The sequence below is a fragment of the Paraburkholderia hospita genome (genome assembly GCF_002902965.1).
GTDB classification, from domain to species: Bacteria; Pseudomonadota; Gammaproteobacteria; order Burkholderiales; family Burkholderiaceae; genus Paraburkholderia; species Paraburkholderia hospita.
Window position 1 is genome coordinate 853,266 of record NZ_CP026107.1, and the last position, 23,995, is coordinate 877,260.

The window sequence follows — 23,995 nt, forward strand, 5'->3', positions numbered from 1 at the left end:
TGTCCGAATGTCGATGCCGCTATGCTCCGTGACACGATCTGAGCAGGCGCGATATCGTGCGACCCGCACGTTCCCGTATCGGTCACTCGTACTTATGCATCGCAGGCGTTTCCTTTTCGCCGCGGCAAGTGCTGCGGGCGCCTCGCTCGCAGCACGGTCCGCACCGGGCGAGCACTTCGAAATCATCTATCCACAGATCCGGCCGGGCAGGGATGTGCATGCCGCGTTTGCGCTCGCGACGCTCGATCTCGCGATGAAAGCGGCCAATGCGTCCTATTCGGCGCGGCAGATCGAACTCGTGATGGAGCGCGGCCGTGCGCTCGCCGAACTCGCAAACGGCACGACCATCAATTTGCACTGGACCAGCATGGACGCGCAGGCCGAGCGCGGCCTGAACGTCGTACATATTCCGATTCATCGCGGGTTGATCGGGTATCGGGTGTTTCTGATCCGACAGGACAGGCAGCCCGACTTCGACCGGATCGAAACACTCGACGATCTGCGTTCGATGACGGGTGTTCAAGGGCTTGGCTGGATCGATACCGAGATCATGCGCAACGCGGGTCTCTCCGTGCAGACGACATCGAGTTACGAAACGATCTTCAAGATGGTCGAAGGCCGGCGCGTCGACTATTTTCCGCGCGGCGTGATCGAAGCGTACCCGGAGGTCGAGTCGCGCAAGGAGACCGAGCCGAGTCTCGCCGTCGAGAACCGTTTGCTGCTCGCGTATCGCTCGGATTTTCTGTTCTATGTGTCGCCGAATCAGGAGCGGCTCGCGGCGACGATCGCGCGAGGCTTCACGGCCGCCTGGCGTGATGGCTCGTATCTGAAGCTGTTTAACACGCATCCGTATATCCAGAACGCATTGAAACGCACGAATCTGGCGAGTCGGAAAATCATTCGTCTGGACAATCCGTTCCTGTCGGATGAAGACCGTGCGATTCCCGACATGTACTGGTTGCATCTTTAGCGCGCCGCTGAAACGTAATCAGCCATGATTTGTATCAACATTTGGGAAATTAACGTTAAAAACTAGGGTAACTACCTACTAAAGACCATTTAATGATTGTCAAATGATGTGTTTAGAATGACGCTTCAAATTGTGCTTCGCACAAACAAACGTTTATTGCGAACACACATGCTATTCGCATGAAACAGCGCGGCCCCGCTGTGCATGTGGCATGGATCTCATTAGTAAGACTAACGGAGTCGCGTCATGAACACACGGAATTCCGTAGGTGTCATTTCGGCGTGGGAGCCCGGCATGTCCGCTCTCCACGCTTGGGCCAATCCCTTCGTTCGCGAAGTGCAATCCATCGTCGCGCTGAATCTGCAGACGATTAGCCAGTTGAACGGCGAGGCGCTGAAAACCATGAGCATGGTCAGCAACGCTCGCACGCTGGACGCATGGGCCGCAATCCAATGGAGTGCGGTCAATAACGGCATGTCGCTATTCGCGGACTACGGCCAGGAACTGGGCCGTATCGTTTCGCAGCTCAATGTAGCGCTTCAGGAAGTCGGACAAACACAAGCGAAAAAGAACGACATCCATCTGCGCTGCGCCGTCGATGCATTCCAGAGCCGCACGCAAGCGGCAGCATCCGCCATGACGTCGGCTGTCGCGACGGCGCTTTCCACTGCGCCGACGCCCGAAGCGCTCGCGCAACAGCAAGCCGAAGAGGCGATCGCGCGCGCCGCGCATACTGAGCCCGACACGCGTCCCCACAAAGCGGTTGTCGATTAATCACCTAAGCACAGGCATACGCCGAACCATCTACCGACACGCGACGTCGCAGTGACTCGCGAAACGCGCGCGCCGCAGTGAGCGGCGCCATAAAGGATCAGTCGGGGAGACCAGTCAACGGCTGTATCTGCGAACCAGCCGGTTGACGATCGGGAAGCTTCGCAATGAACGACTGACAGGTGTAAAGGATGACTAATCGAATTGCTGTGGTAACGGGCGGTATGGGTGGTCTGGGCGAGGCTATCAGTGTCCGTTTGCACGATGCCGGCTATCGCGTGGTCGTGACGTGCTCGCCCGGCAACACGTGCTCGGACGAATGGCTTGCCGCGATGGAAGCCTCAGGCCGCGTGTTCTACGCGTATTCCGTCGACGTCGCCGACTACGACTCGTGTTACGCGGGCGTGGCGAAGATCACGGCGGAGATCGGTCCCGTCGACATCCTCGTGAACAATGCGGGCATCACGCGCGACATGACGCTGCGCAAGCTCGACAAGGTGAACTGGGACGCCGTCATGCGCACGAATCTCGATTCCGTCTTCAACATGACGAAGCCGGTGTGCGAAATGATGATGGAGCGCGGTTGGGGACGGGTGATCAATATCTCGTCGGTGAATGGCTCGAAGGGATCGGTTGGGCAGACCAACTATGCGGCGGCGAAGGCGGGCATGCACGGCTTCACGAAGGCGCTCGCGCTCGAAGTGGCGCGCAAGGGCGTGACCGTCAACACGATTTCGCCTGGTTATCTCGCCACGAAGATGGTCACGGCGATCCCGCAGGAAATCCTCGATACGAAGATCCTGCCGCAGATTCCCGTCGGCCGCCTGGGCAAGCCCGAAGAAGTGGCCGCGCTGGTCGCGTTCCTTTGCTCGGACGATGCGGGTTTCATTACGGGCGCGAACCTGGCCGTGAACGGCGGCCAGCATATGAACTGATTCTGTATCGACAAAAACAGGGTCCACGCAGTCCAGAGAAAGCGGAAAGGGCCCGACAAGGAAGAAGTGGTGGAGACAAAACAACAGCTTTATCAATGCCGGTGCACGAACCAGATCGTCGTCGTGAACCGGACTTTTGGGCCGCGTACGCCTGCGGATCGCGATGCGGGTCGATACCGCGAACTGGTTTTCGAGCAGTGCATCAACGCAGGCAATTGTCCGAAGGCCGGACAATGCCCGCTCTGAAAACATGGTGCGACGCTGCAGGCGTAGTTGTCACAGGGGATGGCAATGAACGAAACATGGATTGTGACTGTTCTTGGAGGATCCGTGCTGTTGATTGCGTTGCTGTCGGTGGTGCAGCACTACCGTCGCGAGCGATCGCGCGCGGAATTGCTGAAGAATCTCGATCACCATAGCTGGTGCCGCTTCTCGCGCGCGAGACGCTGACTTCCAGCAACTGCCGCGCGGAGCATCGCGCGGCTTACGCTTCTGCCATGCTGATCGTGCGCGCGACGTCGACGACGGCAAGACGTATCGCGTCGATCAAGGCGCGCGCGGCCGGGGACGGTGTCCCCGCGCCGCGCATCGTGAGGCCGATATCGCGCCGCGTGTTGTGCAGCTTCACGTCGAGCACGACCAGTTCACCCGATTGACACTCGTAGTGCAATTGCTGCGCGGACAGTGCCGCGAGCATGTCCGTGCCGAGCAGCAGGCCGCGAATCACCGCGAGGTCGGCCGTTTCGACGGACGGCATCGGCGGCTTGAGTTTGATCCGCTTGAATTGCGCTTCGAACAGCCCGCGTGCGGGCGCGTGGCTGCGCGGCACGATCCATTGCACGTTCTGCAGGTCGGCGAGCGTCAGGCCGCGCGCGTTCGCCAGCGGATGCGCGCGACGCGCCAGCACGACCATTTCATCCGACATCAAACGCTCGTTCAACAGCCCGCTCGATGCATCGTTCTCGCGCAGCGCGCCGAGAATGAAATCGATGTCGCCCGCACGTAGTCCCGCGACCAGCGTTTCGTACGCGCTTTCGTCGGTGATGATGCGCACGCCGGGATGCTTCGCGCTCATGCTTGCGATCGCTTTCGGCAGGATCAGCGTGCGTCCGAGCGGCAGCGCGCCCACCGTCACCGCACCCTGAATGTAGCCGTGCAACGCGGCGATATCGTCGGGTACGTGGCGCAACTCGTTCAGCGCGCGGCGCACGTGCAGCAGGAACGTTTCGCCTTCATCGGTCAACAGGATGCCGCGCGGATTGCGATGGAACAGTTGCAGTCCCGAGCCGCTTTCGAGCACGCGGATTGCGGTGCTCACGGCCGGCTGACTGATGCCGAACGCCTTTGCCGCGCTCGGCATATGCCGATGACGCGCGAGCGCAGCGAACAGTTGCAGCCGCCGCGTATTGAGCAGATAAGCGGGCAACGAACCTTCCGCAGCAGGACGGCGGCGCGCCTGACGCGCGGCGCACCATTGCGCGAGTTCTTCGAGTTCCGTGAAAAGCCGCTCACAGCGATGCAGCACGGCGCGGCCGACGGGTGTCGGCAGCATGCCCGAAGGCTTGCGGTCGAACAGCGGTTCGCCAAGCGCTGCTTCGAGTTCCTGCACCGAGCGCGTTACGGCCGATTGCGCGCGAAACAGCGCGGAAGCCGCGCGCGTTGCACTGCCCGTATCCGCGACGAGTTTGAAGGCGCGCAATTGCGCGATGTTGAGAAGATCGTTGCTGCTCACGGAATGGGCCACAAAAAAGTACTAAAAGCCGCAATCGCCATCATGCCGCGCCCGCGATCAGATGCAGCGTGGGCAACGACAGATTGAGGCTTTCTTTCGATATATGCGTGTGTTCCTTCATGAGCGCGTCGACGCGCGCGCCTTCGCCGTTGACGAGCGCATTGACGATCGCATGATGCTGCCGGTGCGCATACATGAGCATCGCGAACTGGCGGTCTCGCGCCGATTCGTCGAACGCAATGGTTGATGGCGCGACGAACGGAATCTTGTCGTTCAGGCTCAATGCGGCGCTGACTGCGGCGTTCTGCGCGGCGTCGACGATCAGCGCATGGAAGCGGCCGTTCATCGCTGCATAGCGCACGTCGTCGCCATGCTTCAACGCGCCTGCATTGAAAATCTCATCGCCTTCGCGCAGACAGGCATCCAGCGACGCGGCCAGCGCCGTCGATACGCCACTCTCCGCAACCATCCGCGCAGCGAGACCTTCGAGCACGCCGCGCACGTCGATTGCATTCAGCACGTCGCGCACGCTGAAGCGCCGCACCACGAAACCACGTGCGCCCGAGCGTTCGAGCAGCGCTTCGCTTGCCAATACACTCAACGCATAGCGCAGCGGCGTGCGGGATACGCCGAGCCATTGCGCGAGTTGCGCCTCGACGAGACGCTGGCCGGGCGCCAGTTCGCCCGCGAGGATCTTTTCTCGCAGCGTTTGAACAATCGCTTGCTGGGTTGTCTCGTTCATGTGTTTCTACTCATCGGCTGGTCAGTATAACGGCGCTCATGATCGCGCAACAACGCCTTCACAACGCATTGCGACTTGATTCGCTTGCCATCTGTTCTGTTTATCGGCGTGTACGTCTGCCCGTAGCGAAGCGAACGGGGCCATTCACGATTCGGGATACCACAGAGCTTGATCTGTCGGGCAATCGAGCCGGGTTCGACTTGCTCGCACATCGCGTTCAGCCTTGTCTTACCGAATCTGACTGGCCTTTCATGTGGTTTACCCGCACTACCGGGAATGGATGCCGTTTCTATATCTTTGTATCCCAAGATAGCCGCAAGTCCAAGAAGTACGAAGACCGCGGTCCATCCGACTGGCGCGCGAGCGCTGCGCAGCGTGAAGTAACGGAAGACATCGAAATGGCAAGGATTATGGGTGGTATCGGAACGTCGAACGTGCCGACTGTGACGACACAAATCCCGGCATGTACCGGCATGCGAGGCGAAACACGCGAAGCATTCCTTATGACGCGCCGGGTACCTGAAGCGTTATAGCGAACGACACCTCTAACTCTTCCGTAGTCGCTTTTCTCCTTCGATACAACAAGACCCCAGGTTCGACAGAAGCCCGGGGCGGGGAACCTTTTTTCGGAGACATTTATGAAACCAACAGAATCAGTCGACATCAAGGCGTTCATCGACGCACGCAAGATGTCCGCGTACCAGTGGCTCGTGCTTGTGCTGTGCTTCTGGATCGTCACGATGGACGGGCTCGATACGGCCGTCATGGGATTCGTTGCGCCCGTCATCATGCACGACTGGAGCGTGAGCCGCGCCGCCTTCGGACCCGTGATGAGCGCCGCGATGGTGGGCCTCGCGGTTGGCGCGCTGGTCGCCGGACCGATGGCGGATCGCGTCGGACGAAAGAAAATACTGATTGGCTCCGTGTTCTGCTTCGGGTTTTTCAGCCTGCTTTGCGCTTTCGCGGAGACACCCACTGCGCTCGTTATCCTGCGCTTTCTGACGGGACTCGGTCTCGGCGCCGCGATGCCGAACTCGACGACGCTGCTGTCCGAATACGTGCCGTCGCGCAGCCGTTCGCTGCTGCTGACGATCATGTTCACCGGCTTCAACTTCGGCTCGGGCGCGGGCGGCTTCGTCGCCGCGTGGCTGATTCCGCATTTCGGCTGGCGCGCGGTGTTCATGTTCGGCGGCATTCTGCCCGTTGTCAGCCTGCCGTTGCTGCTATGGCTGCTTCCCGAGTCCGCGCGTCTGATGCTTGTGCGCAAGGCTGTCACGGAGCGCATTGCGCACACCTTGGGACGTGTATGCGGACACCGGTTTGCTGACGACGTTCGCTTTACCGCGCCGGAACCTGTCGTTGCAGAGAAAGCGCCCGTGCGCATGCTGTTCGCGGATGGCTACGCGATGAGCACGCTGATGCTGTGGGTCACGTACTTCATGGGCCTGCTGATCATCTATCTGCTGACGGGCTGGCTGCCGACGCTGATCAAGGACGCGGGCCTGCCTGTCGAACGCGCCGCAGCGATCACGGGCATGTTCCAGCTGGGCGGCACGATCGGCGCGGTGGCCGTCGGCTTTGCAATGGATCGGATGGACCGCAATGCCGTCATCGGTTTTTCGTATCTGCTGGGCGGCGTGTTCATCTTCGCGCTCGGTATGGGCACGCTCCAATCCGGCACCTTGCCCGCTCTCGTTGCGTGTGCCGGTTTCTTCATGAGCGGCGCGCAAACGGGCCTCAACGCGCTCGCGCCGAGCTGCTACCCGACACGTGCCCGTGCGACGGGCGTCAGCTGGATGCTGGGTTTTGGCCGGCTTGGCGGGATTCTGGGTTCGCTGGTGGGCGGTGCGTTGCTCTCGCTGGGCTTCAGCTTTGCGACCGTGTTCTCGGTGCTCGCCGTGCCCGCCGTGATCGCCGCCATTGCGATCGTGATGAACCGCGTTGCGTTGCGCTTCATCACGAGTCCGGTCGCCGATGTCTGAAGTCAATACGTGAAGTTCGCCGATGGCGATGCGCCGTCGGCTTTCGCAGCACCCGACGTTTAAACAGGGATGAGGAGACACGAGATGGCTGGCAACTTCAGCATTAGCGGAAAAGAACTCGGCGGCAATGCAGCGCTGAATGCTTCGGGCTGGCCGAGCCTGGCCGCGATGATTCGCGCGGGACTGGCGGCCGGTTTGCTCGGCGCGGTGATCATCTGGATCTACGAGGCCGTGGTGTGGGTCGGCATCCAGCATCTGATGCCGCTCGCGGGCATTCCGCGTAACGCGACGGGGCTGGTGTTTGGCAAGGCGGTGCAGGAATCGATCGGCGTGTGGGCGTATCTCGTCGGCACGGGCATTCACTTTGTCTTTGCGCTTGCGTGGGGCGTGCTGTTCGCACTGATCTGGCCGTACTTTCAACGCCGCGGATACGAAGCGACTTTTGTCGCGCTCTTTTACGCCGTGCTTGCGTGGATCGTGATGCACGTCGCGATCATTGTCGTCTCGGATAACCACCCCGACTATACGAATCCGAATGTCGTGATTGGCGGATTTATGTCTCACCTCTTTTTTACCGTGCCGCTGGCTTTGACGGTGAAGCGGAAATTGAGCCAATACAGAACATAACGGCGAAGCGGTTTAAAGAATTCAAACAGCAGCAAAAACCAGGAAGATGGAGGTCACAAGAATGAAGAGGAGTACCAGCAGCGTAAAGGCGGTTGTCATTGGGGCGGCAATCGTTGGCGGCGCGCCGGCTTTTGCGCAAAGCAGCGTGACACTGTACGGCATTGTCGATAACGGACTGGCTTATCAAAGCAGTTCGACATCGCTTGGGTCGACGAGCGGCGGGCACTCGGTCGTCAAGATGACGCCGGGCGTGTGGGCGGGCAGCCGCTTCGGATTGAAAGGCGGGGAAGATCTCGGCGGCGGTACTAAAGCGATCTTTCAACTGGAGTCGGGCTTTAATTCGGCAACGGGCGCGCAGCAGTACACGAATGCGATGTTCGGGCGTCTTGCGTATGTCGGCGTGACGAATCCGACCTACGGTACGTTCACGGCGGGCCGGCAGTACGCTTCGTATTACCAGTTGCTGTCGCCGTATAGCCCGACGACATGGATCACGGGCTTCTACGGCGCGCATCCTGGCGATATCGACGGGCTCGACACGATCTATCGCGCGAACAATACGCTCGAGTACACGTCGCCGAAGCTGTACGGCTTGACGGTGAGCGGCTCGTATTCGCTCGGCGGCGTAGCGGGCAGCGTGAATCAGGGCTCGACGTGGACGACCGCGATCCAGTACGCACTGGGCCCGATCGGTCTCGCGGTCGGCTTCTCGCGGATCAACAATTCGACCTCGGGTGGCGGTGCGTGGGGCGCGGATTCCACCACGACGAACGGCGGCTCGCAGATCGGCGTATCCGCGTTGACGAACGGCTACCAGACGGCGCGCGCGCAGCAGCGCTTTGCCGTCGGCGGCGGCTATACGTTCAACAGCGCGTGGGACGTGACGGCGACGTACTCGAACGTTCAGTACATTCCCGGCATCAATTCGAAGTTCACCGATACGGCGATCTTCAACACGGCTGGCGCCGTGCTGCACTGGAAACCGGCTGTGACGTGGGACTTTGCCGCGGGCTACAGCTATACGCGTGCGACTCGCGCGAATGGCATTACGGATAGCGCGTCGTATCAGCAGTTCAACCTGTCCCAGTACTATTCGCTGTCCAAGCGTACGGGCCTCTATGCGCTCGAAGCGTATCAACGCGCGAACGGCAAGACGCTCGGCACGAACGGCGCGGGGCAGATCATCGACGCGACCGCGAGTATCGGCGATGGCTTCAATTCGACGCCTTCGTCGACGGCCAGTCAGTTTGCGTTTGGCCTTGGTGTGATTCATCGCTTCTGATGTGAAGCGAAAAGCCGAGCCGGTGCACCCGGTTCGGCTTGTGGTAGCGTAACGGCATCTGTCCGTTACCGGTATCTCACGTCATGTCCGCATCCTTCAGCAAGGTCCCCCGCGTTCTCCTCACCAACGACGACGGCATCGACGCCCCCGGCCTCGCCGTACTCGAAGCCGTAGCCAACGAGCTAGCCGACGAAGTATGGATCGTCGCGCCCGAGCATGATCAGAGCGGCACGTCGCACTCGATCAGCCTGCATTCGCCGCTGCGCGTGAGCCGCCAGGGCGAGCGCCGCTTCGGCGTGGTGGGCACGCCTGGCGATTGCGTTGTGATGGCCGTGCGTCATCTGATGCGCGACACGCCACCGACGCTCGTGCTGTCCGGCATCAATCGCGGCGGCAATCTCGGCGTCGAGACGATGTTCTCCGGCACCGTCGGCGCGGCGATGACGGGGCTGCTGCTCGGGCTGCCGTCGATTGCATTGAGCCAGACCTTCCGGGACCGTGAGAACGTGCGCTGGGATACGGCGCGTGCGCTCGCGCCGGGCGCGATCCGCCAGTTGCTGGCCATCGAGCACGACTCGCCCGTTTGCCTGAATGTCAATTTCCCTGATGTCGATGCGTCGGGGGCGGGTCCGTTGACGCCGACGAAGCAGGGCGTGGGTCTCGTGGAAGGTATCGACGTGCTGCCGCAGGTCGACCCGCGTGGCCTCGAGTATCACTGGCTGCGATTCCAGCGTGGCCCGCGCGAGAACGCGCCCGATAGTGAAACCGCTGTGGTCGCGTCGGGGCGCGTCTCGGTGACGCCGCTTTACTTCGATCGTACGGACGAGAACACCTTCGCGAAGTTGTCGGCGTCGTTGAGGGTGTGAAGGCTGTGGCTGGCCGGGAGCGTTGCTCGGGTCTGGTTTGGCTTTGCGCTGGCATCCGCGTTTTGTTAGCGTGCTTCAAGCGTCGCCCCTGTGCGGGGCGGCACCCACTTTTCTTTGCCGCCGCAAAGAAAAGTAGGCAAAAGAAAGCGGCTCACACCGCCAGTGCTAGTCGTTTCCTGAGGGCCCCCAACGGCCCCGTACTTCATACGCTAATGCACCTGTTCGCGTTCGTTGCCAACGCTTCGAACCGATGCCTCACCCGCTTCACATACCCGCGTCGCAGCACACCGCGCCAGACAGTCCTCCGCCGCCCAGGTGGCAAACTGTGTGTAGGTTTTCGCGCCATACACGCATCACTCCGGACCGGGAAGCAACGTTGGTGTTTCTCGCAAGAGCACTAACCTGTGCGGTGCGACAACCTACACACAGTTTGCCACCTGGGCGGCACAAACCATTCGCTGCCGCTGGCCGTTGTACGGGTATCTGAAGCGGCGAGGCATTGACAGCGTTGCGCCGCGCAACGTCCGCACGGCGCAACGCGTGACGATCAACCCCGCCGGTGTTTCGACAGCGTGATCGTCTCGAACAGCTCGTAGTTCGCCGTGGGCGTCTGATCGGCGCCCGGCGCGTGGTAGTAGTTCATCGTGATCGTCGTCTTGCCGCCGTGCGAACCCGGATCATAGTCGAACACGGCGATGCCGTAGCCCGTGCCCGTATCGCGCTGCGCCGACCAGATCGCATCTTCGAGTGCATCGGCGTTGGCGCGCGTGAACGTGCCTGCCGTTGCGCCGGGGATTGGCCGGTTGGGTTTCGTGAACACCTTCGCTTGCGGATTGCCGTTGCCCGTGTCGACACCATACACGTCGAGCGGCGCGCTCGTGCCCCCGCCGCCGAGAATCAGATGGATCGTGCCGTGGCTGGTGTCGAACGCGTTGCCGTTGCTTGCATGCGAATGAACAACCGGCTTCGGTTGCAGCGTGTCGACTTTCTCGCCCGTGGTTGCATCGATGCCCGCGTGATGGTTGCAGCCTCGCACGGGATAGCTGCGCTCGTAGTCGTGATCGTGGCCGCATAGCACGAGGTCCACGCCATAGCGGTCGAAAAGCGGCAGCCATGCTTCGCGGATGCCCTTATCGGAACCGTTGCCTGTCTTCGACGAACTGAGCGCGTCTTGATGCATCTGCACGATGATCCAGTCGGTATCGTCATCGTCGGCGGCATGGCGCAGCGTTTTTTCCAGCCATTGCGTTTGCTCGCCATTGCTGTAGCCGCGCACGTAGAACGACGTGCCTGGCGCAATCGCGTGGTTCCCCGTGCTCGCGGCGGGCACGAGCGGCGCCGGGCCCGCGACGAAGGCGGCTGCGTCCTGATACACGACGTCGTCGGCGTCGAGCGAAATGAACAGTACCGAACTCACGCGGAAGCTATACCAGCGGCCCGGAAAGCGCGTGCCGTTGTGCGGCAGCGTATAGCGCGTGAGATACGAATCGAAGCCTTGCGCGCCGTTGTTGAATTCGATTTCGTGATTGCCGGGACACGGCATCCACGGACGATTCGCCGACGAAGACTGATTGTTGTTGCCGAAGTCGCGCCACACAGCCGGCTGCTGCGTCGGGTTCAGGTTCGCGTAGCACAGGTCGCCGTTGAGCAGGTGAAAGAGCGGCTGGAAACGCTCGACGGCCTGCACCGCGAAGCGGCTTTGCGGCGACGACAGCACCCAGCCGGTGTTGGGCGTCGCGAGATCGCCATAGCTCGTGAAGCGGAACGGCGCGCGGCCGTGCGGCGCGGTCTTGAACGACGCGGAGAAGGGCGTGCCCACGTTGCTGTCGTTATCGGCTGTGACTTCGTATTGATACGTCGTTCCCGCATTCAGGCCGTGCAGACGCGCGTGATAGGTGAACACGACTTCGCCATTCAGGCCGTCCGTGTAGGTGCGTTGGACGGCGTGAACGGTTTCCTTCCTGTCGCCGGCTGCGCCGAAGCGCACGTGCGGATTCGCAGCGGCCGCCATCGATGCCCACGACACCACGACTTCATTCGTGGGATCTTCGCCCCATGTGAGATGGACCTGCTCGGGCGTGCCATCGGGTGTCGACGGATCGGCTTTGGCGGAGCCTGCAAACGTGCTCGCGGCGGTCGCGAATCCCGACGCGCCCGCGAGCTTCAGAAAGCCACGGCGCGAAAAGATGGTGGCCTGCGTGGCGGACTGTGTGTTGTCCGGTTCGTCCGGCGTTGTATCAGGGGAGTTCTTTTTCGACATGTCTTTTGTTCTCGCTTTGGAAGGCAAGCGACGCGCGAATACGCAGCGGCGCGGGCGCGTCGGCGCTGGAAAGGAACGGGAAGGAAGCGTCATTCCGGGCAACACGATATTCCCAAACCTGTTACCTCGCTGTGACAGCGCGATCGCGACGCACGCACGTTCGCGGCTGGCGCGGGTGTTGTAATGGGCGCACACATGGCAAGGCAATTGAACGCTGACGTTACACTTTCTCCCCGCACACGGTGAATCGCGTCGGGGAATTCACGTTTGCTTACACACGCACACATCTTCCCAGTGCGATTTGCATAGAGTGTCTCCCGAGATCCGAAGCTGGGAGAGCACGATGAAAGCAACTATCACCCTGACGATGCCCGGGCGCTTGCGTCGAAGCGCACTTGCTGGACGCTGCTGATCATGGCGGGCGCATATGAACATCCATCTGACGACGACGTGATCGTGAGCGTCGACGAGCAGCCGTCGTTGAAGGGCACGTGCGTGACGGTGCAGACGAACGGCAAATCGATGTCGGCCGAATACAGCGAGCTTACGGGACAACTGTGCCTGAGACAGGACGGTGTGATGGTGCAGGAATGGTTCCCGCCGCATTCGTGGTTCGCGATTGCATCGGTGGCGGGCGCGAGCAGTTGGGGCACGCAGCCGAGTGCTGAAGACCTGCATGCGCTGATTCGCAATGAGTTGATGGCGAGGCGGGGGTAAGGCGCCTGCATCGCGTCGATCACGACGCCAACCCGACGCAATAGTATGATGCCCCGCATATCCGTTGATTCAGCGATGAACTCAGCCTGATGCGAGGAGGGCAGCACCGTGACAGTCTCACGTTTGCGCAACATCCCGGGCATCGGCGTCGACAGAATGGGCGACGCTGCCGACGCACCGAAGAATCGCAACATCCTGCGGCTGGAGAACCTCGACACCGACCTGAGGCCGCCCGCCGAAGCAATCCGCCGCACGCACGAAGCCGTCGACGATGACGACGCGAACAGCTATCTGCCGTTCACCGGGCAGACAGCATTGCGTCAGGCTGTCGTCGCGCGGATGAAGCAGTCGACAGGTATCGACTACGACGCCGGCAGCGAGTGCATCATTTCCGCGGGCGGGCTCGCGGGCATTCTCAACGTGCTGTTGTCGATCCTCGAACCGGGCGACGAAGTCGTGCTGACCGACCCGACGTACGCGGGCCTCATCAATCGCGTGCTGCTCGCAGGTGGCGTGCCGAAGTTCGCGCGGCTCCTGCCTTCCACCGATGCCTCCGCCGATGGCTGGCGGCTCGATCTCGAATCATTGGCGAGCGCAGTGGGGCCGCGCACGCGGGCATTCCTCATCATGTCTCCGTCGATGCCGAGCGGCTTCGTCGCCAACGAAACCGAATGGCACGCAATCGCCGAACATTGCCGCCGTACTGATGCGTGGCTCGTCTACGACGCCGCGATGGAGCGCATCCTGTTCGACGGGCACAACGTGATTCATCCCGCGTCGTTGCCGGAGATGCGCGAGCGCACCTTCACGGTTGGCTCCGTATCCAAGGAGTACCGGATGATCGGCTGGCGCGTGGGCTGGATCGTCGGTCCCGAACGCGTCATGAACGACGTGCGGCTGACGAGTCTGTCGAACGTCGTTTGCCAGGTCGGTATCGGCATGCCGGGTGCGACGGCGGCGCTGACGTGCGCAGACGATGGCGTCGCGCAAGCGGTCGCCGTATGGCAGGCGCGGCGCGATTTTCTGTTGAACGCGTTGCGCGATCTGCCTGTGGTGCGCCCCGATGGCGGATGGTCGCTGCTCATCGACACGACGCAGTTCGGCATCGCGCCGCCCGATGCGTCACGCCTGCTGCTCGAAAAAGGCGAAGTCGCCGCGACGCCGATGAACGGCTGGGGCCCGCAAGCGCAACGCTATCTGCGCTTCGTGTTCGCGAACGAATCCGTCGAACGTCTCACGGATATCCGCGAGCGTGTGCGAGCGGCGTGGAGCATCTGACGCATCCAGAGTGCGCTGTCAATCCGCGTGCAGCCAGTTCAGCACCTGACGCCATTGCATATCGTGCATCGCGCCAAACCAGTTGTCGTGACTCGCGTCGGGCAACACCATCAACTGCGCGCCGGGATGCGCGCTCGCCAGCCGTTGCGCGTGAACGATCGGAATCAGCGAGTCTTGCTGCGCAGCGATCACGACAACCGGTCCGTTATAGCGTTCTAGTGCGGCCACAGAATCGAATGGATCGTGCAGCATCCAGCGCACGGGAAATAGCCAGTACTTTTCCCCTGCGACACTCGCGAGCGTGTCCCATGGCGTAATGAGCACGACACCCGCAACCGCGGCTTCATTGCCTTTGACGGCTTGCGCCGCCATACCCGCGCCGAGCGACTCGCCCACCAGATAAACGGGTCCGCTCCATTGCGCGCGCGCTGCGACGAGCGCGTCTCGCGATGCCGCCAACGCCGCTAACATCGTGCGCTTGCCTTGACGGTTGCCTTGCCCCGGATATTCGACCATCACGACGCGAAAGCCATCGCGTACGAAGACTTCGGCAACGGGCAGCTTGTTCTCCGCTGTTTCCGCGTTGCCGTGAAAGAGGACGAACGTGCCGCGCGGCGCTGCGGCGGCAGGCGTTGCGACATAGCCCGCGTAGAGTCCGTCGACATGCCACGGCTCGACGTCGTAGGCGCCGTGATGCCCTGTCGGCGTGCCGGGGATGTCGAGCGGCGCAGGCAGCAGCATGCGGTCCTGCATCAGGTAGAGCGCGATCAGCGCGACCACGTACGCGACGAGCGCGAGGCGGACGCAGAACTTGATCATCGACATGTCCGTGTCCGTCACAGGTTGTCATTCTTCTGGATCAACAACACGACGAGCCGTCGAAACCGATGCCGGCTTCGAACAGCTCGTCGTGGACTGGTCTATGCCCGCCGCAGCGGGCGAGGGCGGTTACGCGTGCGCGTGACGGTCCTCGGTGAGGGCCTTCAGGCGGGCGTCGCCTGCGTCTTTCGCGGCCGCTCGGGTTGAGTACTTTTCGTCGGAAACGAGCGTGCGTTTCACTTCGCGTGCACCGAAATCGATCAGTGCAATCACCCACACGAAATCGCCCGCCTGTTCGGCCGTTTGCACGAAGGCGCGCACGTCGCCCTTGTCGTCTGCTTTCATCGTGACCTCCTGATATGTTCGCGCAATAGATGGCGCACATCCAGCATGACCGATGCCCGGCACGGTGTCTGAGGGCGTTCGGCCGCGATGCGCCTGAAACGATTCTAGGCCATGAAATCGCGTCGCACGACCTGCGCGTCGTCCACGCGCTTTATGGCGCGCCTCGCCCGGTAGTCTGGCTGATGTATGCTGCTGGTTTTTCGGGCAGATCGACAGCAAGAGGGGACATATGCGGCGCGTCGTATTCAATCAGAAGGGTGGTGTCGGCAAATCGACCATCGTATGCAACCTGGCGGCGATCAGCGCGCGTGAAGGGCTGCGCACGCTTGTCATCGATCTCGATGCGCAAGGCAATTCGAGCCAGTATCTGCTCGGCTCGCGCGCGAGCGAAGTCAATCCCACCGTGGCCGGTTTCTTCGAAACGGCGTTGACGTTCAGCTTCAAGCCCGTCGATGTGACGTCGTTCATTCATCCGACGCCATTCGACAATCTGGACATCATGCCCGCGCACGCGGATCTCGACACGCTGCACGGCAAGCTCGAATCGCGCTACAAGATCTACAAGCTGCGCGATGCGCTCAACGAACTCGACATGTACGATGCCGTCTACATCGACACGCCGCCCGCGTTGAATTTCTACACGCGCTCCGCGCTGATCGCCGTCGAGCGCTGTCTGATTCCGTTCGACTGCGATGACTTCTCGCGCCGCGCGCTCTATACGCTGCTCGATAACGTGAAGGAAATCCAGCAGGACCACAATGATGCGCTGCACGTCGAAGGCATCGTGATCAACCAGTTTCAGCCGCGCGCGAGCCTGCCGCAGCAACTGGTCGACGAACTGGTGAGCGAAGGCTTGCCCGTGCTCGAATCGAGGCTGTCGTCGTCCATCAAGATCAAGGAATCGCACCAGCACGCGAAGCCTGTGATTCACCTCGATCCGCGGCACAAGCTCTCGCTCGAGTATCTGGCGCTGCATCGCGAACTGGCGGGTTAGCCGGGGCCAATCCTTACCAGATTCCAGAGACAACTCACCAGATTCGATCTATCGATTAGCACGGTCGTACGCATAGAATCGCCTCCAGACCAACACAACAAAGGAGGAGATCGATGAGGCCATACCGGGCTATCACCCTTGCGGCCGCGTTGCTGACGGGCTCGGCCGCGCATGCGCAGAGCGCGGGTAGTTTCGTGGCGAATGTCGGCTGGTTTCATCTCGCGCCGCAGTCGTCGAGTCAACCGTTCAGCATCAATGCGCTGGGCTCGACGATGACCGCGAGCGGGTCGGGCGCCAGTGTCGACGGCGCCGATACCGTGGGGTTCACCGCGACGTATTTCATCACCGATCACATCGCGGCAGAAGGCGTGTTCGGCGTGCCGCCGAAATTCACGCTGTCGGGCACGGGCACGCTCGCGGGACTCGGCGAACTGGGCAAGGCGTATGAGTGGAGCCCGACGCTATTGCTGAAGTATTACTTCAACGATGCGCAAAGCCATTTCCGTCCGTACCTCGGTGCGGGCGTGGCCTATGTCTGGTATAGCGGCGTGAAGCTCAGTTCGGCGATGTCGAGTGGCGCATTTCTTTACTCTTCGACTTATGGCACCGCGCTTGAAGGGCAGACATCGGCGAAGTTGAGCAGTTCGTTTGCGCCCGTCATCAACGCGGGCTTCACGTACAACTTCGACAAGCACTGGTCGGCGGGCGTGTCGCTGTCGTATATGTGGCTATCGACGCGCGCAACGCTGACGACCCATTCGAGCGTCGGCACGGTGACGAGCACATCGAAACTCCACGTGGACCCTATCGTTTCCTTTGTGTCGGTCGGATATCGCTTCTGACTAGAGCTTCAAAGTCATTCTTCAAAAAAGGCAACCAGGGGCCCGTCAATCGATGGGCCTTTGGCTTTTGGTTTTTGGCGAACAGCAATGCTCGACGTCAGTAATCTTCGACAAGGGCGTTATCCAGGCCGAATGTCTTCAATATCTTGAGTGCGCGGTCGGAGACGACGAGCCGCCAGTCGTCGGCAATGCCGAGATCGCTGCGTCCCGCCGTGCCCGTCACGCATAGCCATAGAAATTCCGGCAATATCCGCTCCGGATAAATTTCTTTAAACGAGTCGCTAACCGTTATTTCAACTTCGCGGCATTCGAATCCGCTCGCGCCGGCTTCATTCAACGCATTGGCGGCTTCGCGCGTGATGATCAACGCAGGGAAGCTCTCCAGTAGCGCATCGCCCAGCCAATTGATAATCCGGTAATGCAGTTTGATGACGGTTGGCGGATGGACGTCAGGATCCAGCACGGTATCCTTTCCAAGGCCGCCAGCGACTTCGGGTTCGACATAGTAAAACGCCATATCGCATCGAGATCGGAGTGATCGCTAGTTTTGGCTCACATTCCGGTTATAGCATAATAGGGATCAGAAATATTTTCTCGATGCGAAAGGCGATGTAATAACGCAGAGTATTTCGGAAATATTACGCATCGCGCATAGAGCCCGATTGACGGGATTGAGCGTGGCTCAATGCACGAGCGTAATCGTCATCCGAGATGCGCGGCGAATCCCGCTTTGCCGGGCGCGATATCGTCGCGTAACGTGAGGGCGGGAATCTCGTATGCCCCCGCATTCTGCGGATGAAATGGAATGGGCGGCACCGCCCATAGATTGTCCAGACGTTGCCCGAGCGTATCGCAAGTGGCTGTGTACCGAGCTTCATCCATCTTGCCGGTTTGGTAGATCACGAACGGCGGCAGCACGTCGAAGCCCGGGTAGTACAGAATCCCGTGATGAATCGGGAACAGGATATCGTCGATCGGGCCGTTGATGCCGCGCGGGCCATAGTGCGATTCCCAGCCGCCCGTCGTCACGATCAGCATTGCGCGCTTGCCTGCCAGTGTGCCTTCGCCATAGCGGTCACCCCAGCGCGCATCGGAATGCTCGCCGACGCCATACGCGAAGCCATACGCATACACGCGCTCCACCCAGCCTTTCAGGATCGCTGGCATCGAGAACCACCACAGTGGAAATTGCAGGATCACCGTGTCGGCCCACAACAGCTTCTGCTGTTCCAGTGCGATGTCCTCGCTTTGCAAGCCGTTTTCAAACGCGTGCTTCGAATCGAGGCTTGGGTCGAAGCGTTCGCCGATGGGCGGAGTCACGCTGTCGCTTGCATCGAGCGATGCCTTCCAGTTCATCGCGTATAGATCCGACACCTGCACGGCGTGTCCGCTCTTCTCCAGTCGCGCAATGGAAAAGTCCCTCAGTGCGCCATTCAGCGAGCGCGGTTCGGGGTGAGCATAGACGAGTAATACATTCATGATTCGATCTCCGTGATTCACGGAAAGCAGCGTAAGTGGCGCTCAGGTATATTGGAAATGAATTTCTAATATGCCCGGTATTGCGATGAATAATCTCAGACGGTTGGACCTGAACCTGCTGGTCACGCTCGATGCACTCCTCTCCGAACATAACGTGACGCGAGCGGCGGAGCGACTGAACTTCTCTCAACCTTCGGTGAGCGTGCATCTGGCAAAGCTGCGCGAGATCTTTGGCGATCCGCTATTGCTGCCTGGTCCGCGAGGCATGCGGCCCACCGCGCGAGCGGACGAGCTGCGAGAGCCGTTGCGCGAAGCGCTCGATGCGCTGGAGCACGTCATGTCGCCTGCGAAGGCATTCGACCCGGCCACGGCGACACAAACGTGGCGAGTGGCGGCGACGGACTACAGCGAATCTACCGTGCTGCTGCCCGCGTTGAAGGCGTTGCGCTCGGCGGCGCCGGGCACCCGGCTTTCCGTTGTCGAGATGGTGCCGCCGCGCATCGCGAAGCAGGCGGAACGAGGGGAAATCGACCTCGCCTTTCATACCAGTGACGAGTCGCCTTTGGGCATGCATCGCCGGGTGCTGTTCACGGAGCGTTATGTGCTGGCCGGCCGCGCGGGCCATCCACGACTCAAACGTCGGCCGACGCCGGCGCAGTTCTGCGAACTGGAGCATGTGATTGTTTCGCCGGATGGCGGCGGGTTTCGCGGCGTCACGGATGAAGCACTCGGGCAACTGGGGCTCACACGGCGTGTGGTGCTTTCTGTTCCGCACTTTCTGTTCATGCTGTCCGTGCTGGCGAGCACGGATCTCGTCGCGATGGTGCCCGAGCGACTGGTTCGGAACATGAGTGCATTGCAGATCGTCAAACCGCCTGTTGACGTGCCCGGCTATGAAATGGGGATGCTATGGCATGAGCGATGTCATCGCGACCCGGCGCATCGCTGGCTGCGCGAGCAGATTGCCAATGCTGCGTGAAATCGGTCTCTCCCCGGTACTGTCGCGGTGCGTGACTAGCGAACTCCCGCTTCGCCGTTTTTGCCGCCTGTTGATTTCCGCTTCCTTTGCAATGAAGGAGAGCGTTCGGTCAAATGAGCTGGCGCGTCCTGATCGGGAGAACCTGCAGCCAGGAACTGCCGTCGATATTCGGCGGGAGTCGTTTGCTTCGCTGCCTTGAACTGCCGGTTGAAATTGGCGACGTTCGTAAACCCCGAGCGGGCAGCGATAACGGCAACGGGCAGGGAAGTGTCAGCCAGCATGCGGCACGCGTGCCCAATGCGAACCCGGGCGATATACCGCCCGACGCTCTCACCAATATGCTGGACAAAGTAACGTGTGAGCGTGCGTTCCGACAGGCTGGCCGCCGCACAGAGTTCCGACAGCCGCAGGGGTTCGGCAAAGCGCGCGTCGATCATTGAAAGGACACGGTTGATCCGCTCGGGCTCATGCCCGGATGGGCCCGTGTTCGCCTGATTGAAGGCACTCGGTGAGGCGAGCGGGTGGCCCGGCGCGTCGGCGAGCGTGCACAGAATATCGAGTGCCGCACTCAGGCGTTCGCGCGCCACGTTCGACAGCAATTGCTCCAGACGGCCGCGCATCCATTCACCCGCAGGCGGCTCGAATGCCAGCCCGCACGCGGCCCTGCGTAAAAGCTTACGCAGCGGTTCATATTCACGGCAGCAATCCGCCATACGCCGCGCCCAATCGCCGTCGAACCAGATAACAATGGCGACCTGCGGTGCGGACGCTTCGACCGATTGATTCGATGCCCACGTATGCGGCAAATCCGGCGGAACGAGGACGAGGTCCTCGGCTTCATAGTCGTTGACCGAGTCACCGATGTAGCGCTTGCCACGGCTGTTCATCGTCAGCGTTAACTCGTACTCCGGATGGTGATGCCATTCGAACGGAATACGCGGGAGCCGCCGATGGTAAACCCGGACCGAACAGTCCTCGCCGAACTCGACATGTTCGTAGGCTGGTTTCATGGCCGAAAACGCAAATGAATTGCCTGAATAGTATCACTACGGCTTGCGTGCGCGTCATATGCTACCGGACACGAAATGCAAACGGAGACGATCATGGCGCTGGAAATCGATGATTTGCCGGGCGCAATCCGGCAGGCAAAAAAGGAGCTGCGCGCGGCATTGCCGAACTACCGGGAGGTCTTTGCCGAAGTCGAGAAAGCGATCGGCGAAGAGGCGAAGCGGATTGCCAGTGAGCGCGATCGTGGGGAAAACGTCATTCCTGAGATTCAGTTCTCCGACATCGCCGGACAACGTGTTACTGCCGAGCAGATCGCACTCGTCAAGGCACGCGGCGCATGTGTGATTCGAAATGTCTTCTCCCGCGCTCTGGTGCAGAGCTGGGACGAAGATATCGCCCATTACGTGGAGCGAAACAATCTCGACAAGCGCCTCGAAAACCGCGCCGAGGACAAATATTTTGGCCAGTTGGCCTCGAGCAAGCCGCAGATCTACGGCGTGTACTGGTCGAAGCCACAAGTGCTGGCCCGTCAGTCAGAATCGCTGACGGCTGCACGTGTATTCCTCAACAAACTCTGGCGAAACGAGAGCGACGGACGCGTTCACTTCGATCCGGAGCATGTGCCTGTCTATGCCGACCGTCTGCGTCGGCGGCCACCTGGCTCAGCGTCGCTCGGCTTGTCGGCGCATTGCGACGGCGGGTCCGTCGAGCGTTGGATCGAAAGCAATTTTCGCAAGGTGTACCGCCACGTGTTTGCCGGCAACTGGCGTGATTACGATGCATTCGACGCCGCTTTCCGGCCCGACGTAGAAGAGATCGCGTCACCGGCCGTCTGCTCGATGTTCCGCACCTTCCAGGGCTGGACAGCGTTGACGCCGCAGGGACCGGGCGACGGCACGCTGCAACTCGTGCCCATCGCCAATTCGATGGTGTACATCCTGCTGCGCGCACTTCAGGACGACGTCGACGACGACGACCTTTGCGGGGCCATGCCGGGTCGGGCGCTCTCGATCAAGCGGGAATTTCATGCGCCATTGTTCGAGGCGTTGTCGTCCATTCCCAAAATGGAAGCAGGCGACACCGTGTTCTGGCACAGCGACGTCATTCATGCGGTAGAAGACGAGCATAAGGGCGCGGGTTACAGCAACGTGATGTATATCGCCTCGGTGCCCGCGTGCGGCAAAAACGATGCTTATCTGAAGCGTCAGCTGCCGAGCTTCCTGAAAGGCGAAAGCCCGCCTGATTTCCCGACTGACCACTTTGAAGTCGATTTCACCGGCCGTGCGACACCCGACGACCTGACGCCACTTGGCAAGGCGCAACTCGGGTTTGATCTGTAGTTGAAACGGGCACGCATGCGCGGTCGCTCTGATTGCGCATGCGTTGCTCCAACCATAAAGAAAAATTCGGAGACTGCAATGAAACGATCACTGACATCGGTGGCGACGGCTGCCGCGCTGCTTATCGCCGGTACACATGCTGCACTTGCCGCCGAACAGCTTTCGGTATTGCACTGGTGGACCTCTGGCGGCGAATCGAAAGCAATCCGGGTGCTCAAGGACGACATGAGCAAACAGGGCTACGAGTGGAAAGACTTCGCTATCGCGGGAGGCGCGGGTGCGGCGGCCATGACCGCGCTGAAGACGCAGGTTATCTCGGGTAACGCACCGTCGGCCGCGCAGATCAAGGGGCCGCTGATTCAGGACTGGGCGGAGCAGGGGTCGCTGGTCACGATCGATCAGGCCGCGACTGATTGGAAAGCGCACATGCCCGCGCGAATAGACAGTGACGTGAAGGCGGGCGGGCACTATGTGGCCGCACCTTTTTCCGTACATCGCATCAACTGGCTGTGGATCAACAAAGCGGACCTGGACAAAGTCGGAGGTACGCCGCCCACGACATGGCCGGAGTTCTTCGCGCTCGCCGACAAGTTTCGCGCTGCGGGCATCACGCCTGTCGCGCATGGCGGTCAACCCTGGCAGGATATGACCATCTGGGAGGCAGTCGTGCTGTCACAGGGCGCGGACTTCTATCGCAAAGCGCTCATCGATCTCGATCAGAAAACGCTGACTTCGCCGCAGATGGTGCAGGTGTTCGAGACGGTCCAGAAGATCCGGACTTACTTCGATAAGGGCTATCACGGCCGCGACTGGAATCTCGCTACGGCGATGGTGATTTCCGGCTCGGGCGGCATGCAGTTCATGGGCGACTGGGCAAAGGGCGAGTTCACCAACGCGAACAAGAAGGCGGATGTCGACTATATCTGCGCGGCGGCGCCCGGCACCGCGAATGCCTACACATACACGGCGGATACGTTCGTGTTCTATCAGCAGAACGGCAAGAAGGACGCGACACCGGGACAGATTGCGCTTGCCAAAACGATCATGTCCGTTGATTTTCAGCAGCAGTTTAGTCTGTACAAGGGTTCCATTCCTGTCAGGCTGGATGTACCCATGGACAAGTTCGATAGTTGCGCCAAGAAATCACGCGCGGACGAGCAGGCGACGATTCAATCCGGCGGGTTCTTGCCTTCGTTGGCTTTCGGTGAACTTCAGTCGCCGGTTACTGCGGGTGCAATCACCGACGTCGTGACGAATTTCATGAGCTCGAACGAGGATGCAAAAGAGGGCGTGCGCAAGCTTGCTGCTGCTGCAAAGGTCAAGTGAAGGTGCGTTTAAAGATCACAAGACACCCTACAGTTTCGAACTGCCTGATTCGCGAAAAACCAATGGGCAGTACTGTGACAGTTCACCGGGGCGGAGGAGCCGGCTCTTTCATTAACTTCTACTGGAGGGGCGGACCCGCTCCGATTTCTTCGATATGAACATAGGCAGAGATCTTCAGCAAATCGCACTGCAGGAGAAGTGGCTAATCGTTCCGCGCTTCGACGCCGATTTTGGATGGCAGATTGGAACGCATCTGCACGAACTCGCAAAGGCTCGGGCGCTACCCATTGCGATCGACGTGCGTACTTTCGGGCATGTGATTTTTTACAGCGCTCTCACTGGCGCGACGCCTGACAATGCGGACTGGGTGCGCCGAAAAAGCAACACAGTCGCGCAGTTCCGGTGCAGTTCATACGCGGTCGGTTTACGTCTGGCAGAATCGGGCTCGACGCTCGCCGACACATTCGGTCTGTCGAATGCTGAATACGCAACACACGGCGGCGGTTTTCCGCTGACCGTGCACGGGGCGGGTGTAATTGGCTCGATCACAGTGTCCGGTTTGCCGGACCGCGAAGATCACGGATTGATCGTCGAAGCGTTGTGTGCGCTGCTTGGTCATGACCACACGGAAGTTGCGCTGCCGCGTGCAGAATACGAGTAGGGAACATCGTCAAACCGCCTGTCGAAATGCCCGACTTTGA

25 protein-coding genes are annotated in these 23,995 nt (G+C 60.7%); 17 read left to right on the forward strand and 8 right to left on the reverse strand.

All coding sequences use genetic code 11. The features are described from left to right. Positions 1 to 94 precede the first annotated feature (94 nt). The 5 genes from C2L64_RS37040 to C2L64_RS54285 all read left to right on the forward strand — a co-directional run bounded on the left by C2L64_RS37040 (position 95) and on the right by C2L64_RS54285 (position 3,126). A complete protein-coding gene (locus C2L64_RS37040; RefSeq protein WP_007583212.1) occupies positions 95 to 970 on the forward strand; it encodes a type 2 periplasmic-binding domain-containing protein in 876 nt (291 codons plus the stop codon). A 294-nt stretch (positions 971 to 1,264) separates the two neighbouring features. Next, positions 1,265 to 1,744 (forward strand): phasin family protein, encoded by a 480-nt coding sequence (locus tag C2L64_RS37045; protein ID WP_238554622.1) that lies wholly within the window; start codon positions 1,265 to 1,267, stop codon positions 1,742 to 1,744. A gap of 188 nt (positions 1,745 to 1,932) precedes the next feature. After that, the gene (gene phbB / locus C2L64_RS37050) at positions 1,933 to 2,676 is read left to right on the forward strand and encodes an acetoacetyl-CoA reductase (RefSeq protein WP_007583208.1); all 744 of its coding nucleotides are present in this window, start codon (positions 1,933 to 1,935) and stop codon (positions 2,674 to 2,676) included. A 69-nt stretch (positions 2,677 to 2,745) separates the two neighbouring features. After that, positions 2,746 to 2,922 carry a hypothetical protein gene (locus tag C2L64_RS53595; protein WP_156132270.1) on the forward strand — a complete coding sequence of 59 codons (177 nt, stop codon included), beginning with the start codon at positions 2,746 to 2,748 and terminating at the stop codon, positions 2,920 to 2,922. Positions 2,923 to 2,967: 45 nt separating this feature from the next. Continuing rightward, positions 2,968 to 3,126: a hypothetical protein gene (locus C2L64_RS54285; protein WP_007583207.1), complete on the forward strand. Its 159-nt coding sequence runs from the start codon at positions 2,968 to 2,970 to the stop codon at positions 3,124 to 3,126. Between the two features lie 34 nt (positions 3,127 to 3,160). Here the strand turns inward: C2L64_RS54285 and C2L64_RS37055 are convergent, their stop codons facing one another. Together C2L64_RS37055 and C2L64_RS37060 are read right to left on the reverse strand one after the other, a co-directional pair. Then, a complete protein-coding gene (locus C2L64_RS37055; RefSeq protein WP_007583205.1) occupies positions 3,161 to 4,408 on the reverse strand; it encodes a LysR family transcriptional regulator in 1,248 nt (415 codons plus the stop codon). 40 nt (positions 4,409 to 4,448) lie between these two features. Then, entirely contained in the window at positions 4,449 to 5,150 is a 702-nt protein-coding gene (locus C2L64_RS37060) for a GntR family transcriptional regulator (protein ID WP_007583203.1), read from the reverse strand. A 638-nt stretch (positions 5,151 to 5,788) separates the two neighbouring features. Between C2L64_RS37060 and C2L64_RS37065 the strand changes: the two genes are divergently transcribed. The 4 genes from C2L64_RS37065 (at position 5,789) to surE (ending at position 9,907) form a co-directional block, all read left to right on the forward strand. Continuing rightward, the gene (locus C2L64_RS37065) at positions 5,789 to 7,132 is read left to right on the forward strand and encodes an MFS transporter (protein ID WP_007583201.1); all 1,344 of its coding nucleotides are present in this window, start codon (positions 5,789 to 5,791) and stop codon (positions 7,130 to 7,132) included. 84 nt (positions 7,133 to 7,216) lie between these two features. Beyond that, positions 7,217 to 7,759, forward strand: a complete 543-nt coding sequence (locus C2L64_RS37070) for a hypothetical protein (protein WP_007583200.1) — start codon at positions 7,217 to 7,219, stop codon at positions 7,757 to 7,759. Between the two features lie 61 nt (positions 7,760 to 7,820). After that, positions 7,821 to 9,041, forward strand: coding sequence for a porin (locus tag C2L64_RS37075; protein ID WP_007583198.1), 1,221 nt, complete (start codon positions 7,821 to 7,823; stop codon positions 9,039 to 9,041). 83 nt (positions 9,042 to 9,124) lie between these two features. Then, entirely contained in the window at positions 9,125 to 9,907 is a 783-nt protein-coding gene (gene surE / locus C2L64_RS37080) for a 5'/3'-nucleotidase SurE (RefSeq protein WP_007583196.1), read from the forward strand. 547 nt (positions 9,908 to 10,454) lie between these two features. Here surE and C2L64_RS37085 read toward each other — a convergent pair. Beyond that, positions 10,455 to 12,167: a purple acid phosphatase family protein gene (locus C2L64_RS37085; protein WP_007583194.1), complete on the reverse strand. Its 1,713-nt coding sequence runs from the start codon at positions 12,165 to 12,167 to the stop codon at positions 10,455 to 10,457. 414 nt (positions 12,168 to 12,581) lie between these two features. Between C2L64_RS37085 and C2L64_RS37095 the strand changes: the two genes are divergently transcribed. After that, positions 12,582 to 12,884 carry a hypothetical protein gene (locus tag C2L64_RS37095; RefSeq protein ID WP_007583190.1) on the forward strand — a complete coding sequence of 101 codons (303 nt, stop codon included), beginning with the start codon at positions 12,582 to 12,584 and terminating at the stop codon, positions 12,882 to 12,884. Positions 12,885 to 12,992: 108 nt separating this feature from the next. Further along, the gene (locus C2L64_RS37100; protein ID WP_007583188.1) at positions 12,993 to 14,162 is read left to right on the forward strand and encodes a pyridoxal phosphate-dependent aminotransferase; all 1,170 of its coding nucleotides are present in this window, start codon (positions 12,993 to 12,995) and stop codon (positions 14,160 to 14,162) included. A gap of 18 nt (positions 14,163 to 14,180) precedes the next feature. On the opposite strand, the gene C2L64_RS37105 is transcribed toward C2L64_RS37100, so the two are convergent. Both C2L64_RS37105 and C2L64_RS37110 read right to left on the reverse strand, forming a co-directional pair. Further along, on the reverse strand, positions 14,181 to 14,987 hold the full coding sequence (locus C2L64_RS37105; protein WP_007742963.1) for an alpha/beta hydrolase: 807 nt from the start codon (positions 14,985 to 14,987) through the stop codon (positions 14,181 to 14,183). Between the two features lie 123 nt (positions 14,988 to 15,110). Beyond that, positions 15,111 to 15,326, reverse strand: a complete 216-nt coding sequence (locus C2L64_RS37110) for a hypothetical protein (protein ID WP_007583185.1) — start codon at positions 15,324 to 15,326, stop codon at positions 15,111 to 15,113. Between the two features lie 229 nt (positions 15,327 to 15,555). Here C2L64_RS37110 and C2L64_RS37115 point away from each other — a divergent pair, with 229 nt between their 5' ends. Both C2L64_RS37115 and C2L64_RS37120 read left to right on the forward strand, forming a co-directional pair. Next, a complete protein-coding gene (locus C2L64_RS37115; RefSeq protein WP_007583183.1) occupies positions 15,556 to 16,320 on the forward strand; it encodes a ParA family protein in 765 nt (254 codons plus the stop codon). Between the two features lie 113 nt (positions 16,321 to 16,433). Continuing rightward, positions 16,434 to 17,162 carry an OmpW/AlkL family protein gene (locus tag C2L64_RS37120; RefSeq protein WP_007583181.1) on the forward strand — a complete coding sequence of 243 codons (729 nt, stop codon included), beginning with the start codon at positions 16,434 to 16,436 and terminating at the stop codon, positions 17,160 to 17,162. A 97-nt stretch (positions 17,163 to 17,259) separates the two neighbouring features. Here C2L64_RS37120 and C2L64_RS37125 read toward each other — a convergent pair whose 3' ends face one another. Beyond that, entirely contained in the window at positions 17,260 to 17,679 is a 420-nt protein-coding gene (locus tag C2L64_RS37125) for a hypothetical protein (protein WP_007583179.1), read from the reverse strand. 185 nt (positions 17,680 to 17,864) lie between these two features. Next, entirely contained in the window at positions 17,865 to 18,641 is a 777-nt protein-coding gene (locus tag C2L64_RS37130) for an NAD(P)H-dependent oxidoreductase (RefSeq protein ID WP_007583177.1), read from the reverse strand. A gap of 70 nt (positions 18,642 to 18,711) precedes the next feature. On the opposite strand from C2L64_RS37130, the gene C2L64_RS37135 reads away from it, so the two are divergent. Beyond that, the gene (locus C2L64_RS37135) at positions 18,712 to 19,620 is read left to right on the forward strand and encodes a LysR family transcriptional regulator (protein ID WP_176133776.1); all 909 of its coding nucleotides are present in this window, start codon (positions 18,712 to 18,714) and stop codon (positions 19,618 to 19,620) included. A 35-nt stretch (positions 19,621 to 19,655) separates the two neighbouring features. Here the strand turns inward: C2L64_RS37135 and C2L64_RS37140 are convergent, their stop codons facing one another. Beyond that, complete coding sequence (locus C2L64_RS37140; protein WP_007583174.1) at positions 19,656 to 20,630, reverse strand: helix-turn-helix domain-containing protein; 975 nt, start codon at positions 20,628 to 20,630, stop codon at positions 19,656 to 19,658. A gap of 93 nt (positions 20,631 to 20,723) precedes the next feature. Here C2L64_RS37140 and C2L64_RS37145 point away from each other — a divergent pair, with 93 nt between their 5' ends. From C2L64_RS37145 to C2L64_RS37155, 3 genes are all read left to right on the forward strand, one after another. Continuing rightward, on the forward strand, positions 20,724 to 21,968 hold the full coding sequence (locus C2L64_RS37145) for a DUF1479 domain-containing protein (RefSeq protein WP_007583173.1): 1,245 nt from the start codon (positions 20,724 to 20,726) through the stop codon (positions 21,966 to 21,968). A 78-nt stretch (positions 21,969 to 22,046) separates the two neighbouring features. Next, positions 22,047 to 23,294 (forward strand): ABC transporter substrate-binding protein, encoded by a 1,248-nt coding sequence (locus C2L64_RS37150; protein WP_007583172.1) that lies wholly within the window; start codon positions 22,047 to 22,049, stop codon positions 23,292 to 23,294. 154 nt (positions 23,295 to 23,448) lie between these two features. Then, positions 23,449 to 23,955, forward strand: a complete 507-nt coding sequence (locus tag C2L64_RS37155) for a heme-degrading domain-containing protein (protein WP_007583171.1) — start codon at positions 23,449 to 23,451, stop codon at positions 23,953 to 23,955. Positions 23,956 to 23,995 lie beyond the last annotated feature (40 nt).

What these genes read in the sequence shown, in the direction of transcription:
- C2L64_RS37040 (WP_007583212.1), top strand. Translation starts at nt 95, where the DNA reads ATGCATCGCAGGCGTTTCCTTTTCGCCGCGGCAAGTGCTGCGGGCGCC.
- C2L64_RS37045 (WP_238554622.1), top strand. Translation starts at nt 1,265, where the DNA reads ATGTCCGCTCTCCACGCTTGGGCCAATCCCTTCGTTCGCGAAGTGCAA.
- phbB (WP_007583208.1), top strand. Translation starts at nt 1,933, where the DNA reads ATGACTAATCGAATTGCTGTGGTAACGGGCGGTATGGGTGGTCTGGGC.
- C2L64_RS54285 (WP_007583207.1), top strand. Translation starts at nt 2,968, where the DNA reads ATGAACGAAACATGGATTGTGACTGTTCTTGGAGGATCCGTGCTGTTG.
- C2L64_RS37060 (WP_007583203.1), bottom strand. Translation starts at nt 5,150, where the DNA reads ATGAACGAGACAACCCAGCAAGCGATTGTTCAAACGCTGCGAGAAAAG.
- C2L64_RS37065 (WP_007583201.1), top strand. Translation starts at nt 5,789, where the DNA reads ATGAAACCAACAGAATCAGTCGACATCAAGGCGTTCATCGACGCACGC.
- C2L64_RS37070 (WP_007583200.1), top strand. Translation starts at nt 7,217, where the DNA reads ATGGCTGGCAACTTCAGCATTAGCGGAAAAGAACTCGGCGGCAATGCA.
- C2L64_RS37075 (WP_007583198.1), top strand. Translation starts at nt 7,821, where the DNA reads ATGAAGAGGAGTACCAGCAGCGTAAAGGCGGTTGTCATTGGGGCGGCA.
- surE (WP_007583196.1), top strand. Translation starts at nt 9,125, where the DNA reads ATGTCCGCATCCTTCAGCAAGGTCCCCCGCGTTCTCCTCACCAACGAC.
- C2L64_RS37085 (WP_007583194.1), bottom strand. Translation starts at nt 12,167, where the DNA reads ATGTCGAAAAAGAACTCCCCTGATACAACGCCGGACGAACCGGACAAC.
- C2L64_RS37095 (WP_007583190.1), top strand. Translation starts at nt 12,582, where the DNA reads ATGGCGGGCGCATATGAACATCCATCTGACGACGACGTGATCGTGAGC.
- C2L64_RS37105 (WP_007742963.1), bottom strand. Translation starts at nt 14,987, where the DNA reads ATGTCGATGATCAAGTTCTGCGTCCGCCTCGCGCTCGTCGCGTACGTG.
- C2L64_RS37110 (WP_007583185.1), bottom strand. Translation starts at nt 15,326, where the DNA reads ATGAAAGCAGACGACAAGGGCGACGTGCGCGCCTTCGTGCAAACGGCC.
- C2L64_RS37115 (WP_007583183.1), top strand. Translation starts at nt 15,556, where the DNA reads ATGCGGCGCGTCGTATTCAATCAGAAGGGTGGTGTCGGCAAATCGACC.
- C2L64_RS37120 (WP_007583181.1), top strand. Translation starts at nt 16,434, where the DNA reads ATGAGGCCATACCGGGCTATCACCCTTGCGGCCGCGTTGCTGACGGGC.
- C2L64_RS37125 (WP_007583179.1), bottom strand. Translation starts at nt 17,679, where the DNA reads ATGGCGTTTTACTATGTCGAACCCGAAGTCGCTGGCGGCCTTGGAAAG.
- C2L64_RS37130 (WP_007583177.1), bottom strand. Translation starts at nt 18,641, where the DNA reads ATGAATGTATTACTCGTCTATGCTCACCCCGAACCGCGCTCGCTGAAT.
- C2L64_RS37135 (WP_176133776.1), top strand. Translation starts at nt 18,712, where the DNA reads ATGCCCGGTATTGCGATGAATAATCTCAGACGGTTGGACCTGAACCTG.
- C2L64_RS37140 (WP_007583174.1), bottom strand. Translation starts at nt 20,630, where the DNA reads ATGAAACCAGCCTACGAACATGTCGAGTTCGGCGAGGACTGTTCGGTC.
- C2L64_RS37145 (WP_007583173.1), top strand. Translation starts at nt 20,724, where the DNA reads ATGGCGCTGGAAATCGATGATTTGCCGGGCGCAATCCGGCAGGCAAAA.
- C2L64_RS37150 (WP_007583172.1), top strand. Translation starts at nt 22,047, where the DNA reads ATGAAACGATCACTGACATCGGTGGCGACGGCTGCCGCGCTGCTTATC.
- C2L64_RS37155 (WP_007583171.1), top strand. Translation starts at nt 23,449, where the DNA reads ATGAACATAGGCAGAGATCTTCAGCAAATCGCACTGCAGGAGAAGTGG.